Genomic DNA, 14,351 nt, shown 5'->3' with positions numbered 1-14,351 from the left:
CAATCCTCCCGTGCTATGGGCGGCCTTCAAGGTCGACTTCGCCGACGATTATCTCTTCGGACTGACCCTTTAGCCGTACCCGCTTGCCCAAATACGGCCCGACGACACGTTCTCACCACTGCCGCTTAGAGCCGTTTCAAACTTCCAACATCGAAACATTCGTCAATCGTCAGATTTTATGTTGCAGAAGTGCTGTCCTCAGAGGTGTCACCGGAAGGACGCCGTTTCGTAATCGAAATGACCTGCATCGCGTCTAGCCGCGACGTAGGGGGCGGCCGTTCGGCTGCTGCGACAGGGAAACACTATGAAATATTTTTCGCGCCGCGGACTGCGCAGCGGTCACGGCTACGCCGTTCTGATGGCGTCCGCCGCACTGACTGCGTTCGCGCCTGGTGCGCATGCCCAGTCTGCCGACCCCCAGTCCCAGACCGCCGAGACTATCACAGATGCCGAAACCGCAGCCGACATCGTCGTGGTCGGCGCCGGTGAGACCCGCTCGGTATCGACGCTGTTGCCGGCGAACCTCGACGCGCTGCCGCCCGGCACGAGCATTCAGAAGGCGCTCAACATGCTGCCCGGTGTCAGCGCGCAGTCTATCGACGCGCTGGGCCTGAACGAACAGTCCATGTCGCTGCAGGTTCGGGGTTTCAGCACGACGCATCTCGGCTACACGCTCGACGGGATGCCGCTGGGCGACGGCGCCTACAACAATTACAACGGCCTCACGATCAGCCGCGCATTGATCTCAGAGAATTTGGGTCGTGCCGATCTTGCTACCGGGATTGCCGGTCTCGGCATCGCCTCGACGAGCAACCTCGGCGGTGCGGTGATGTATACCAGCAGCAACCCAAGTAAGGATCTCGGCCTTAAAATCAGCCAGACCGTCGGCAGCGAGAACGCCCTGCGCACCTTCGTCCGCCTCGACACCGGCGAGTATGAAGGCCTGTCGGCCTATGTCTCGGGCCAATATGCCCGTCAGGATTTGTTCGTCGATCAAGCCGCTTACACCCGATCGACCAGCAAACAGATCAACGCCAAGATCATGTACAAGACCGACGGCTTCCGCCTCACCGCATTTGCCGACATCTCGCGCACCAACCAGGCCGACGATGCCTATCTATCCAAGGAAACGCTCGGACGCCGCGGCTGGGATCTCGGCGGTTACGCCCCCGACTGGCAAACCTATCTGAGCCGCAACGCCTGCGCCGTGACGACGACGCCCATCAAGTGCGCGCCCTCGGTGCTGCCGGAAAAGAGCGGCGACGTCACCTACACCAATGGTCAGATCCTGCGTAACGACGAACTCTTCTATCTTGCTGCGGACATCGACATCGCCAAGGGCCTGATCGCGCGTGTCCAGGGCTATCGCCACACTGACAAGGGTGCCGGTAACAACTTCATCTCCGGGCTCTCGACGCAGGGCACGGCAACCACCGCGGACGACCTGCCCGTGCAGATCCGAGACACCCGTTATACCATCGACCGCGACGGCATCCTCGGCAACCTGAGCTGGCGGATCGGCTTCAACCATTTCGAAGCGGGCGTCTGGACGGAGGGCAACACCAGCAGCGCAGCGCGCTATATCCGCAACGACGTGAAGGGCCCGTTCGACCTGGGACGGTTCCTGGGCGGCCAGCCGGCGACGGCGCAATGGGTCCAGGAGACCGACTGGACGACGCGGCAATTCTACCTGCAGGACACGGTGTCGCTGCTCGACGATGCGCTCAGCTTCGATTTCGGCTTCAAGGGCACCTATTCCAGGTCCGAAGCGCGGGCCGTGCCCGGCATCGCCAAGGCCGCGCCGCCCGCGTCCACGCAGTTCGCGACTGGCACGCTGGTAGCCAAGGATTACTTCCTCCCCGAGGCCGGCGTACGCTATGAAGTCGCGCGCGGGCACGAACTATTCGCGAGCTATGCCGAAAACATCGCGATGTACCAGGGCGGCTTCAAGCTCGGGCCGCAGTCGGTGACGCAGGCGATCTGGAACGTGCAGGGATCGACGCTGAAGCCGGAAACGTCGCGCAGCGTCGAGGGCGGCTACCGGTATGTCAGCCGGATGCTGCAGGTGTCGCTGACCGGCTATTGGGTGAAGTTCGACGACCGCCTGCTGCAGTACAACCCGTGCCCGACGAACCAGCAGCAAAATCCAGGTTGCGGCAATTCCTTCCACAACGCCGGCAGCGTCACCGCCCGGGGCGTCGAGCTGGGCGTGCTGCTGAAGCCCGCACCGTGGATTACGTGGTATAATGCGGCGTCGCTGAACAGGACGACCTATGATCAGGATCTGAACTTCTGCACGACCACCTGCGTGCTCTATGCCACCGATGGCAAGCAGCAGGTGGATACCCCGAAACAGCTTTATTCGAGCATGCTGACCCTGACACAGGGCGGCTTCTCCGCGTCGGTGCTGGGTAAGTATACGGGGAAGCGCTACTATACCTATACCAACGACCAGGGGTTCGGCGGCTATGCTACGGTCGATCTCGGTCTCAGCTACAGCTTCGACGACTTCGGCCCGCTGAAGAACACGAAGCTGTCGTTGAACGTCACCAACCTGACGGACAAGCGCTATGCCTCCAATTTCGACAGCAGCGTGTTCGCGCCGAACGACCCCACAGGATCGATCCTGGTATTCCATTCTTCGGCACCACGGCAGGTCTTCGGAACCCTCGGCGTTGCGTTCTAGACGCCTGCCTGCCCTGCTGATCCTGATGGGTCTCCTCACCGCCTTCACTGGCGGCGAGGAGGCGATCACCCGCCCCCATCTGGACCGGGCCGCTGGCGTGCGCAGCGTCTCGCTGCACGGCCGGACCTATGTCGATCAGGGGCTGGTGGGCGCAGGTGTGCTGTCGGCGGACACGGTCGATTTCCGCGGCGATACGCTCGGTTCCTTCTCCTCGCTGAAGATCGCGCGCGACAGCTGGAAGCGGGTCGGCAACCACTACGAAGGCGTGCTCTGGACCCTGCCAGATCGGGGTCGGAACGATCCCGCGGCCAAGCTCTTCTTCGATTATCCTGCACGGCTGAACCGCTTCCGCGTCCGCTTCACGCCGGCCAGCGGCACGCTCGATCTCATACCCGATGGCGGCCTGGAACTGCGGGACTTTCGCGGCCAGCCCTTCACCGGCGCCGATCCGGGTCTGGGCACACTTACCGAGCGAAGCATCGCTCTACCCGCACCGGCCAACGGCACAGGTGCCGGCAAGGTATCGTTCGACGCGGAATCGCTGCAGTTCACACGCGACGGGGGCTTCTACATCGGCGACGAATACACCGCGAATGTCTATTATTTCGACCGGCAAGGTCGCTTGCGCGGCGTTATCCGTCCCCCCACCGCGATCGCGCCACGACGGGCCGGAAGAAGCTATTTCGGATCGTTGGAAGCACCCGACACCGGTCGGCGCAACAACCAGGGGCCGGAGGGCATGTCGCTGTCCCCCGACGGTCGCACGCTGTTCGTGGCGCTGCAAAGCGCGCTGATCCAAGACAGCGCCAGCGGCAACGCTGCCGGCAGGATCAACACGCGAATCCTTGTGTATGACCTGAGCCGCACGCCGACGCCGGCGCACCCGATCGCGCATCACGTGGTGCAACTGCCCGCCTATGCCGACCACGGTGATGGCAGCGCGCCCAATCGCACCGCGGCGCAAAGCGAGATCCTCGCGCTCGACGATCATCGGTTCCTGATGCTCGCGCGCGATGCCGCGGGTCGCGGCGCGGAGAAGATGACGTCCATCGTCTACAAAAGCATTCTACTCGTCGACACCACCGGTGCGACCAATCTTGCTGGTACGCCCTATGAGACCGGCACAGCCTCCGTGTTGCGGAGTCCGGCCGGCACGACGTTGAAAACCGGTATCGTCCCGGCCAACCGGGTCGAGTTGATCAACATGCTCAACCCGGTCCAGTTGGCCCGCGTCGGACTGACCGTCGCAGACCTGTCTGAAAAATGGGAGGCGATGGATCTCGTGCCTGTGCTGGAACAGGACCATCCGCACGACTATTTCCTGCTTGTCGGCAACGACAACGACTTCATTGCACGGCATTGAAAGATGGCCGGCCAATCCTGCGATTCCAATCGCGACAATGATAACCGAATACTAGTCTACCTCGTGGCGCTGCCAACTACATTGTGACCACGGAACGGCGCTCGGCTGCTGTGCCAGAAACATCGATTAGCGCGCCTGCAGCGGCTTTATATTGGCGCATGTTCCGGCTCCAACGATTTTGGCTATCGGCTCAATGATTCACGCGATTCTGCGCTTTGACAGCTGACGAAAATCATCCCGACATTGGTCAACTGGCCAATGATCTCTCCTCGGCACGCGGTTGACCGGCTTAATTCGCGGTTTCGAATAACACCCGGAGCCCCCGGAAGCGGATCCGTGCGCAGTTGCTTGGCCTCGCTCGGGAAGTAGGACCCTTGCCGACCTGCCACAACGAACCGAATAGACGTAGGGGGACGCAGAGACCCACTTTCGGTCGTTCATAGGAACCTAAACTATTCCCGAAAGCGGCCGCTCGTTCACCGGCGATGGCGACTAATACCTCCTCGCTCCGCTGCTCGCGGCGATGCTCGTCTGGTAGATCGACGTATGACGTTTCGCGCGGCTCAGCACGGACGCGGACGGCATCAGCCGCTATCTGGGGCTGCAAGCGGAAGCGCGCATTGAAATGGCGCAGATTATCGCCGCCTTGCAGGCCAAAATGTCCGCCCGGACTCTGTTCACGCCGTTTTAGGCGGCAGCTAAGCCGCCAGAGGGATGCGGGCGTTCCGCAGGGCTTCGTCGATCTGGAGCCAATTCGGCTCGGTGTAGCGGAACGTTGCAACCTGTTCCTTGGCGACTTCCTTAGCGAGCGTATCCATCTCGACCGAGATCGTCAGCAGCGCGCTGATTTTTTCGGCCGAATTTAGGATTGTGCGCGACCCGTCGGGCGTCCGCAACTGCGTCGATTGCGCCTGGTTGTTGTAGCACCAGTCCAGGAACCGCTGCGTCTCGCGCAGGATCGCCAACTCGTAGGTATAGCCGGACCTGAGCGCGTTCTGGTCTGCATGGTAGAGCAGGGACGCGATATCGAAGCTCGGCAGCTTCGACGCGCGATCGGCGTGTTCGGCGTCGTTCTTGACGTTCTTGGTCAAGCGGATCGCCTTCTTCAGCCCGCCCAGCAGCGCCGTGTCGAGGTCATGGACCCGCTTGATATGCCGAAATGGCATATTCTCGACCGCTTCCGGCACGTTCTTATCGAGGATTTTCACGCCGCGATCGTGTTCCTGATAAGACGCCTGATAATCGGCCGTGTCGTGCCAATGCGACGGCACCACGTCGACCGGGCGGGCGAGCGAGCCGCCTGACAGCGCGATGCACTTGCCTTTCGAACAATCGACTGTAGCGGCTGGATAGGCGCTTTTCAGCAGCCGCTCGGCCTCAGAGCGGAGCGCTGTCAGAACCACGACCGAGCCGCGGTAATCGGGCGAGGTGTAGAGGCCCGCCAGGGCGCGCGCGCCGTGCCGATCATAGGTCCAGTAGCCGGTGGTTAGGGTCAGCAAGTCAACGTCGCTCACGCCCCGGACATGGACGTTAAGCGGCACCGAGCCTTGCAGCCGGAAGTCGACCGCCATCGAGAGCGCGACTAGCTGCTTGCCGACCCGTTCGGCCGTGTCCAGCCCGATCCGGGTGTAGTCGGCGCTGACCTCCTGCATTGCGCCGAGGGCATAGCGGGTGTGGGGCTGCGTCGTCGCCCGCTTCTGGTAGGACTCCTGAACCAGGCTCTTGGCAAGCACGTCGGTCGCATAGGTCGTCCCAACGCGGTTGATCCGATCGGTCCCCTTCCGGCGCGTGTTGAGCTGGCTCAGCCGGTCGTTGATGTTGCGCGCCATCAGGATGCCTCTCTTGTTAGCTTCATGGTTCCAAAAGTGTTGCGGCCCCGGCCGTTGAAGTAGTCGCCCGTCGCGCTCTGCCCGTCGGCGGTGAAGGTCAGCTCGGCGAAGCCGTGGTGCGGGGCCATGTCGCGCTCGGCGACCCCAGGCTGATTCCGGTAGTGGTACATCAGCACGTAGCCGACGGCGCTGTCGTGCTGTAGCGCGGCCGAAAGGCTGTCCGAGCTGGACTGCTTCGTTTTCAGGTGAATGCGGAGCTTATCCCAGGACTGGACGATCGTGATCCGCCCTTCCCACGGCACGGCGGCGCTCAAATGAAGCGGCGTTCCCTCGACGTTCCAGGTTCCCGCGAGGTCCGGCACTTTCAGCAGCAGGCCGATCGGTTTTCGCCGCCAGAGATAGCGGTCAAGAAGCCAGTAGAGCGCGCCATAGACTGCGCCAGCGCCGATCAGCGAGAGGGCGGTCGGGGGCAGGTTAACATTAAGGCCCGACGCCTTGGCAATGTCGACCAGCGAGAGGATTAGGAACACGATTCCGGCCGAGATCGCGGCCGCTATGCTTGCGAGCCAGCGCCCGACGTGCGACCGGTTGGAGCCGCCGAGCAGCGCGTATTCGTGATCGTGAACCATCCCCTTCAGCAGCCCTTCAGTTCCCTAATCGTCAACTCGGATCATATTGAAACTGACCCGCAGCGCAACAGGATGTTCCCGCTAGGTTCCTTTGTTGCGACTACCGCTGGCATGGTGGACGGGTTCTTGTTGCTTCGCGCCCCAAGTCGTGGGCGCGACTCAGCCGTTACGGTTGACGATCCATTGCGGAAGACGTTGAGGTTCACCTGCTCGGCGACACTGAAACAAAGGTGCGGCGTGCCGCCGCTCGGCTCGTTCAACGGAGCAAACACCGTCGGCAACGTACCCCAAACGGACGATGGGATTACGCTCGTACAGCTGCGGACGGGGGCGGGAGCAGCAAGGCACGTGGTGGCGATCCGCTGTCATTAGGGCCGCGGAGTGATTCCTCCTCCGGCATGCGCAGCCCTCGAGTGCTGCCCCAGCCTCCGCTAACGTCGGCCGGCAGTCCTGACCCACAATACGACATTCAGCCGTCGTTTCGCGCTCCCCAACTTCAGACATCCGTTCATGTTCGCCCGACGTCTCTATCAGCGTTGGCGGTAATGGCGAGAAGTGGGACTTAGCCGCCGTTCCGTGGTCGGCCGTCGAACGGCAGCGTTCGCTAGATCCGGTCGTAGGCGACTCACGTTTCATTCTACGCTCACGCGGGTTCTTCATTGGGGGGCAGGTCGTTCGGTTGGACCGGCTCCGGCGGCGCCTGCCAGCATGCGCCGGCCACTCACCGCTGGTGAAGTCCACTCGGCTGCAAGTTCATATGCCGGCGGACGGAAGCCGAGCTTCTTTTGAGCGGAGCAGCGAAATTCCGCGCATTTCTGCAAACTGCAAGGGTTTTATCCTAGCCCCGCAGGATTGGCGCGGCCTGACCATTGCGGATAAGACATCCCTCGTCTTGAAGTATAAACGATGATACCCATTGCGAGAAGGATGGGGGATGGGAACACCACGGTATCTTAAGCGAACGCTGAATCTTCTTTCAGATTTCGATGCTCCTCCGCCGACTGATCTTGGACCGGTAGCGGCGGCGCATTATACCAAACTGCGGCATATTATCGCACATCCCGATCTTGTTGGTCTGGGTATCGCCGACAAGGTAACCAATGGCGAGCTCGCTGGCGAACTAACCATCGTTTTCTATGTGCGTCGAAAAGTGCCGCGCTCTCGCTTGTCTTCCGCCTTGGTGATCCCGCCCGTGATTGCGGCGCCGACCGGACAGGCGATCTACACTGATGTCGTTGAAATAGGGGATGTCCGGCCTCAGGCAGGGTCGATCATGGGCGGCAATGGTGTCGGGCACGTCAATTCCGCAGGTGGCACCCTAGGCGCGATCATCGACAAGGCTGGTGCCAAGATGCTGCTAAGCAATTCTCATGTACTGGCCGAAGAAGGCTTTGCGGCCTTCAATGATCCCATTCTTTCCCCCGCGGCTGATGGCGGGGGCGCAAACCCCGGTGATCGCATCGCCACTCTAGCCGCTTTTCGGCCGTTCAAAGCGGGAGGTGCTTTTGTTAACACGGCCGATGCAGCCTTGGCTTTGCTGCTGGACGAGGTCCTTCCTTGGGTCCGCACGTCGATTCCCAATGCGAGCCTTCCGCTTGGGACGGTCCCTCCGCGGCGAGGCATGGGCGTGTCACTCACAGGCAATGTTAGTGGCACGGTCCATTCCAAGACCAGGGACATCGATGCCCGCGTGCAATTGCGCTATCCGCGGGCCGGGCTGATCGGGTTTACCGGGCAGGTGCTCTGCGATCCCTACACCCAGGGCGGTGACTCGGGCGCGCTGGTCCTGGAAAGCGATACCGGCAAAATCGTGGGCCTGCATTTCGCAGCATCGGATCTCGGAAGTTACTTTACGCCGATTGCGGCCGTGATGGCTTCTCTAAGGTTTTCATTTTAGCCTTGTGGCATTGTCCGGAATATTTGAGAGTTATATTTGTGCAATAGAGTAAATGCGCTTTGGTAAATCTCGATTTACTCTTATCCTCTAGCGTGACTAGGCTGGGGGGCTTCGATGAAAATAATCGCACGACTCATCGGTATCGCGGGCTTCAGCGCCGCGCTTGCAGGCTGCACAACCAGTTTATCGACCCGGCCCGATGTGGCCCATACGACAAGCGACAAGGCACTGCCAGGCGTCGCATACTCCCTCCCAATGCTCCAATATGAGATCAAGACGACCTACAAGATCGTCGATTGCCCGCGCGATGCGTCGGGGGCCGATCCGGCGACAAAGCTGGAGATTGTCGTCGAGCCCACCGCAACGTCCGACTATATCGCCGGCGAGCGCTATGTGATCGATTATATGGCGCTGGTGAACATTTTCAAAGTCACGGACTTCGCGATCGAGACATACGAAGGCTCAGGTACTCTTAGAACGATCAATGCCAGTGCCGAGGACAAAACCGGCGACGTAATCAAGTCCGTCGTTGACACGGCAATTTCAGGGGCCTCGATGATTGCCGGCAACCCTCTTGCGGTCGCGCAGAGCACCGACTCAACCAGTGTGAAGATCAAGGCGCTCATCGACCAAGCCGGCCAATCTCGGCAGCTGCTGATATGTACACCGGAGGCTATCCAGCTTGCTGATGCACTGTCTGCGGCGCGCAAGCGGGTTAAGGCTCTTATGATCGAACTGGATCAGGGTTCGAAGGAAGCAGATACAATTACCGTGCGTGCAACGCTCAAACTCGGCGCTGCGAACGATGGTGCCGATCTGCTCAAGCTGCACAGCGCGCAGCTGGCGAGATCGAAAGAGCTCATTGCGTTTCAAGGCGAGATTGCGGAAAATGAGGCTAAATTGAGCTTCAGCGAAACAATCCGCTGGCCCATGAGCTTCAACCAGATCGACGGACCCATCACTGGATCGGCCCGGCTAAAGGCTTGGGCGATGAAATGGCTAGACGTCGACCCGACCCCCTATCAGGTCACCGATCGAACGGCTCTCGAAGCTGTTGCGAAAGCGCTTCTTGCGGCGAAGGCCGATGACCCGGTAGCGCTCGGTCTGCAAAAAGAGATTGCCAACATCGCTGATGACCCGGGGTGCAAGACAGGCGAAAGCGTCGATACGTGTGCGCGCCGCAGCATCGGTCTCCATGCATCGTTGCAGACCGACCAGGAGGCAATACAACCCTGCGTCACGGGCCAGGATGGCCCCCTCGTCGACTGTTCGACTGAGATAGGCGTTATTTCCGCGCGCGATGGACCAGCGGACAAAGGGATATTCGTGCGCGAGCCAATCCGTGCACAGCTCCTGCTATGCGGGCGCAATGTTGGCTGCGCCAAGACTGCCGAAAAGCCCTTGTTCGAGGGCAAAATGGTGATGGCGCCTCAGTTGGGCCAGCTTCGTTTCCTGCCGCTTTCCAACGGCAGCTTTCAGAACAACGCGCTGAGCCTCTCGTTGCGCACCGATGGGGGCATCACCAAGATGCAATACTCTGAGAAATCCGCCATTGCCGCCACTGCATTGGCGAGCATCGCGGCTTCGGCGGGGAAAATGGACGAGTATCTGAAGAAGCGCGACGAGGAGCGCGAAAAGGCAATTGACGATGCGAAAGCAGACGTCACGGTCGAGCGTGTCGAAGCAAAGGCAGTGCGCGATGATGAGATCGCCCAACTGCAATATCAGATCGACAAGGCGACCAAGGAAAAAGCTATCTTCGATCAGGCAAACCCGCCAGTGCCCGAAGCTTCGCCGGTTTCGACCGAACTCAAGAACGAGAATCTTAGGTTACAGGCCGAGCTAACGCGGCTGACGGCGCTGGTAGCGATCAAGAAAGCCGAGAAGGAATATGCGCAGTAGTCGCTCGAAATTATGAAAAGATCGAACGAGGCGGCTCCCCGTGAAAATCCTATTGGAGCAGTTCACTCGCCGGATTGAAAATACCGGGAATACTGGATTTCGTGAGGATCGACGGATTGAGGAAAATATATGTCAATATTCTATTGTCCGAAAAAACAAATCGGTCAATTGGCGTCCGGTAACGGGGCCACTGGCAAAGCCGCTAAGACCTACTTTCCGGCCATTCAGCGCCGGAAGGCCGTTTTCCAAGGACGTGTTGCAAGTTGACACGGCCCCGCCCGTGCCGAACTGTGCGCCAAGTGAATTGGAACGAGCCATGCGCCGACTGAAGATCGACCACGTCATCTTTGCCTGCACGCTGCTGTTGCTAGGCTTCGTCGTCGGCGTCGTGCTCTGGAACGTCGCGGCGCAGATGGGCCACTATGAGACGGCGCTCACCCAAGAGATGAATTCGCAGGCGCCCAGCAAGGTCTTCCTCATTTCGGCAAACAGGGCGCTGGATTTCGTCCTCATCCGTTCCGCCGCGCTCATATTCGGCGTTACGCTGACGCTGCTCGGCGCGCTCTACCTGTTTAAGGTGTTCGACACGCCGTTCGACCTCAGCGCCGGCGGCGCCGAGAAGCTGAACCTTTCCTTTAAGACCTCCTCGCCCGGGTTGGTGATGATAACGCTCGGCGTCGTTCTAGTGATCAGCACGGTGTACGCTCGCAGCACCGTGAGCTACAACTACGAGGCTGTGCCGGGGCGGGTCCGCGAGACCGCCTCCAGCGCACCCGGCGATCAGACGCGAGCCGCGCCGGCGACGTCAGATTCAAAGGTGGGGGGCGAATGACCTTACTCAGAACAAAACTGGCGCTGTCACTCCTGCTCGCAGGCGCCTCCGCCTATGCAGAGACTTGGACCGTGCTGGCACGGAGCGAGGGCGTTGCGATGAAGTGTAGGAACGCCACTTCCGCGTCGGCGCTAACTACGCTGCTCGACCAAGCCGGTTGGTCTGCGAACGGGCGGCGCCGCCCAGAGATCGACTTCACGAAGGAAGTCGCGGCCGTCGTCGCACCAGGCAAGTTCCAGGCGAACTCCGACCTGCGGCTGGTCAGCGCCAAGGTCGAGGAGGCCGAGCGGATCGTGCGGTGGCGCTTCGTCGTCAGAGCGAACGAGCAGGCACGAAGCGAGGGGGTGACCGACTTCAGCTCCTACGGCGAGCCCGGGAACGAGATACTGGTAGTAACCTTCCCGATCGCGACCGCCGGGCTGAAGCTCGGCTGCATCGGCCCCTACTAGACCGGCACCAACGGATCGATCCGGTCGGCTGCGCGTAGTCGGTGGGTTTCCGCAATCCGTGCTCGGGGCGCCTCCTCGGGCCCGGTGGCACGGACGCCAAGCCAAGATCCGAGTTCGTCCAGGATCAAGCGGCCTGCGGCGTCCGCGCCGCCGGCAAGGCCGCGGGCCTCGCACTCAACCCCGATCTACGTTGGCCGCTTTTAGCGGCAGCCTCGGTATTGCGGAAAGACCGATATTGGGTGCCTTGCTGACAGTCCGCTTCGGGGCGTCCAACGGCAGCTTCTGTCAGGAGCAGACGTTCGCAGTGGTTGATCTAAGCGACGGGGTCTGGTCGACTCCCGCCGTAGCCGTAGCGACCGCCAGACCCACAAGTGGACGTTCAGCCTCCCTTCCCCCTCCCCAACTTCGGACGCTTATTCATCTTCCGTAGATGATCGGTTTGACGCGAGTATGTCGCGATGGGGCGGGAAGACAAACGATCCGATGACGTCGAGGCCCCGGCGCTCGGCATCGTGCCCGTCGAACTGTGGGATCGGGTCAAATCCCGCCAGGCTACGCTCGCGCGCTCAGCGAAACCGCGTACGGAGACGGCCAGTCTGCCCTTCTTCGCACAGCAACGCCCGCGGTATCTGCTGACCGGCAAGATGACCTGCGGCTGCTGCGGCGCGAGCTATGCCAAATCGGGCAAGACCCGGTTCGGCTGCCAGGGCGCTGCCAAAAAGGGCCCGACCTGGTGCGACAACCGACTGACGATCCGCCAGGACGAACTCGACACGCACGTGTTGGCGGGCTTGTCGAGCGAGATGCTGCGTGACGATGTCGTCGCAGCGTTCCTTCTGGAATATGAGGCAGAGACCCGGCGCCTGACAGCTGAAACGGTCAGCGCCCGCCCCGAGCGGGAAGCCGAACTGGCCAATCTCGATCACCAGCTCTCGCGCGCCAAGACGGCCATCCTCAAAGGCGTGGATGCGACGGTGTTCGTCGACGAGATGAAAATCTGGACCGAACGGCGCAAGGCCCTGCTCGCCGAACTGGAACTTGCCGAACTGGATACCACAGGGACGGTTTCCCCGGAGCCCGAGCTGCTTACCCTGGACCTGGGCCGCGTGTACCGTGAGAAGGTCGACCAGCTCACCGCGGCCTTCGAGGACGACGCGCTGAAGGCGCAGGCGTTCGAACGGTTGCGCGCGCTCATCGAGGCGGTGGTGCTGACGCCGAAAGACGGCGATCTCGCGATCAATCTACGAGGCGAGCTCGCCTCAATGCTGTCGCTCTGTGCTGGAGCAGAAACGCAAAAAGCCTCCGCCGGTGTGACCGAGGAGGTGTTGCAAATCAAGGTGGTTGCGGGGACAGGATTTGAACCTGTGACCTTCAGGTTATGAGCCTGACGAGCTACCGGGCTGCTCCACCCCGCGACATTCGCGTTAGCGAAGGGGGTATGAGACATGGTGAATGGGTTTAGCGTTCCTGTGTATTGCCGCACGGGCTTCAATGCCTGGCGACGACCTACTCTTCCATCGCTTGAGCGATAGTACCATTGGCGCAGTCGGGTTTCACGGCCGAGTTCGGAATGGGATCGGGTGGGACACCGACGCTATAGCCACCAGGCAATGGAGCCGGTGCGACGATACGTTGGGGAATGCTTTGGGTACCCCGTCACCGCTTTCGCGGTGAGGGGGCTTAAAATCGATACCGTGCAAGGTTAGTGGTATTTGTGACCAATCCCTCGACGGCGAGGGGATTGGCAATCTGGCGTCGTCTTAATCATCCGCACGCATCTGATGGCTAGCTGGTTGCCCAGTGTTGTCATTGATGGTGTGAGACTCTCAAGCGCGAATAGAGCAATTAGTATCGGTTAGCTCCATGCGTTACCGCACTTCTACATCCGATCTATCAACGTCGTGGTCTCCGACGGCTCTATGAAATCTTATCTCGAGGGAGGCTTCCCGCTTAGATGCTTTCAGCGGTTATCCCGTCCATACATAGCTACCCAGCTGCGCTCCTGGCGGAACGACTGGTACACCAGAGGTATGTTCAACCCGGTCCTCTCGTACTAGGGTCAACTCCTCTCAAATTTCGACGCCCACGGCAGATAGGGACCAAACTGTCTCGCGACGTTCTGAACCCAGCTCACGTACCACTTTAATTGGCGAACAGCCAAACCCTTGGGACCTGCTCCAGCCCCAGGATGTGATGAGCCGACATCGAGGTGCCAAACAACCCCGTCGATATGAGCTCTTGGGGGTTATCAGCCTGTTATCCCCGGCGTACCTTTTATCCGTTGAGCGATGGCCCTTCCACGAGGGACCACCGGATCACTATGACCGACTTTCGTCTCTGCTCGACTTGTCAGTCTCGCAGTCAGGCGGGCTTATGCCATTGCACTCTAACAGACGGTTTCCGACCGTCCTGAGCCCACCATTGCGCGCCTCCGTTACTCTTTAGGAGGCGACCGCCCCAGTCAAACTACCCGCCACAGAGGGTCCCTGTTCCGGCTTACGGAACGAGGTTAGACATCAGAAACAAACAGGGTGGTATTTCACCTATGGCTCCACATCAGCTGGCGCCGATGCTTCAAAGCCTCCCACCTATGCTACACAGTTTCTTCCTAATGCCACTCTGAAGCTGCAGTAAAGGTGCACGGGGTCTTTCCGTCTAACCGCGGGTACTCCGCATCTTCACGGAGAATTCAATTTCGCTGAGCATGTCCTGGAGACAGTGGGGAAGTCGTTACGCCATTCGTGCAGGTCGGAACTTACCCGAC

Annotated in this window: 9 protein-coding genes, 1 tRNA gene and 2 rRNA genes (1 of these 12 cut by a window edge); 7 read left to right on the top strand and 5 right to left on the bottom strand. The window is 60.6% G+C overall.

Annotation, left to right across the window (positions count from 1 at the left end):
• The first annotated feature begins 304 nt into the window (after nucleotides 1-304).
• Complete coding sequence (locus tag AC3D24_RS01080) at nucleotides 305-2,686, top strand: TonB-dependent receptor (RefSeq protein WP_489027417.1); 2,382 nt, start codon at nucleotides 305-307, stop codon at nucleotides 2,684-2,686.
• Nucleotides 2,676-4,049 carry an esterase-like activity of phytase family protein gene (locus tag AC3D24_RS01075; RefSeq protein WP_489027415.1) on the top strand — a complete coding sequence of 458 codons (1,374 nt, stop codon included), beginning with the start codon at nucleotides 2,676-2,678 and terminating at the stop codon, nucleotides 4,047-4,049. Before AC3D24_RS01080 ends, AC3D24_RS01075 begins: the two co-directional genes overlap by 11 nt.
• A 698-nt stretch (nucleotides 4,050-4,747) precedes the next feature.
• Here the strand turns inward: AC3D24_RS01075 and AC3D24_RS01070 are convergent.
• The gene (locus AC3D24_RS01070; protein WP_489027414.1) at nucleotides 4,748-5,878 is read right to left on the bottom strand and encodes a nucleotidyltransferase-like protein; all 1,131 of its coding nucleotides are present in this window, start codon (nucleotides 5,876-5,878) and stop codon (nucleotides 4,748-4,750) included.
• Nucleotides 5,878-6,507 carry a Cap15 family cyclic dinucleotide receptor domain-containing protein gene (locus AC3D24_RS01065; protein WP_489027412.1) on the bottom strand — a complete coding sequence of 210 codons (630 nt, stop codon included), beginning with the start codon at nucleotides 6,505-6,507 and terminating at the stop codon, nucleotides 5,878-5,880. Before AC3D24_RS01065 ends, AC3D24_RS01070 begins: the two co-directional genes overlap by 1 nt.
• Before the next feature lie 934 nt (nucleotides 6,508-7,441).
• Here AC3D24_RS01065 and AC3D24_RS01060 point away from each other — a divergent pair.
• The 5 genes from AC3D24_RS01060 (at nucleotide 7,442) to AC3D24_RS01040 (ending at nucleotide 12,969) form a co-directional block, all read left to right on the top strand.
• Nucleotides 7,442-8,404 carry a hypothetical protein gene (locus AC3D24_RS01060; protein ID WP_489027410.1) on the top strand — a complete coding sequence of 321 codons (963 nt, stop codon included), beginning with the start codon at nucleotides 7,442-7,444 and terminating at the stop codon, nucleotides 8,402-8,404.
• 114 nt (nucleotides 8,405-8,518) lie between these two features.
• A complete protein-coding gene (locus tag AC3D24_RS01055) occupies nucleotides 8,519-10,306 on the top strand; it encodes a hypothetical protein (RefSeq protein ID WP_489027408.1) in 1,788 nt (595 codons plus the stop codon).
• Nucleotides 10,307-10,622: 316 nt separating this feature from the next.
• The gene (locus tag AC3D24_RS01050) at nucleotides 10,623-11,138 is read left to right on the top strand and encodes a hypothetical protein (protein ID WP_489027406.1); all 516 of its coding nucleotides are present in this window, start codon (nucleotides 10,623-10,625) and stop codon (nucleotides 11,136-11,138) included.
• A complete protein-coding gene (locus AC3D24_RS01045) occupies nucleotides 11,135-11,587 on the top strand; it encodes a hypothetical protein (protein ID WP_489027405.1) in 453 nt (150 codons plus the stop codon). Before AC3D24_RS01050 ends, AC3D24_RS01045 begins: the two co-directional genes overlap by 4 nt.
• 458 nt (nucleotides 11,588-12,045) lie before the next feature.
• Complete coding sequence (locus AC3D24_RS01040) at nucleotides 12,046-12,969, top strand: recombinase zinc ribbon domain-containing protein (RefSeq protein WP_489032999.1); 924 nt, start codon at nucleotides 12,046-12,048, stop codon at nucleotides 12,967-12,969.
• On the opposite strand, the gene AC3D24_RS01035 is transcribed toward AC3D24_RS01040, so the two are convergent.
• The 3 genes from AC3D24_RS01035 to AC3D24_RS01025 all read right to left on the bottom strand — a co-directional run.
• A tRNA-Met gene (locus AC3D24_RS01035) sits at nucleotides 12,926-13,002 on the bottom strand. The two genes, AC3D24_RS01040 and AC3D24_RS01035, sit on opposite strands and share 44 nt — an antisense overlap.
• Nucleotides 13,003-13,080: 78 nt before the next feature.
• Nucleotides 13,081-13,195 (bottom strand): 5S ribosomal RNA (gene rrf / locus AC3D24_RS01030).
• Nucleotides 13,196-13,412: 217 nt separating this feature from the next.
• A 23S ribosomal RNA gene (locus AC3D24_RS01025) occupies nucleotides 13,413-14,351 on the bottom strand (it continues 1,857 nt past the right edge of the window).

This window comes from Sphingomonas sp. SL1004 (assembly GCF_057815015.1).
This window is presented reverse-complemented; position numbering and strand designations above follow the sequence as displayed.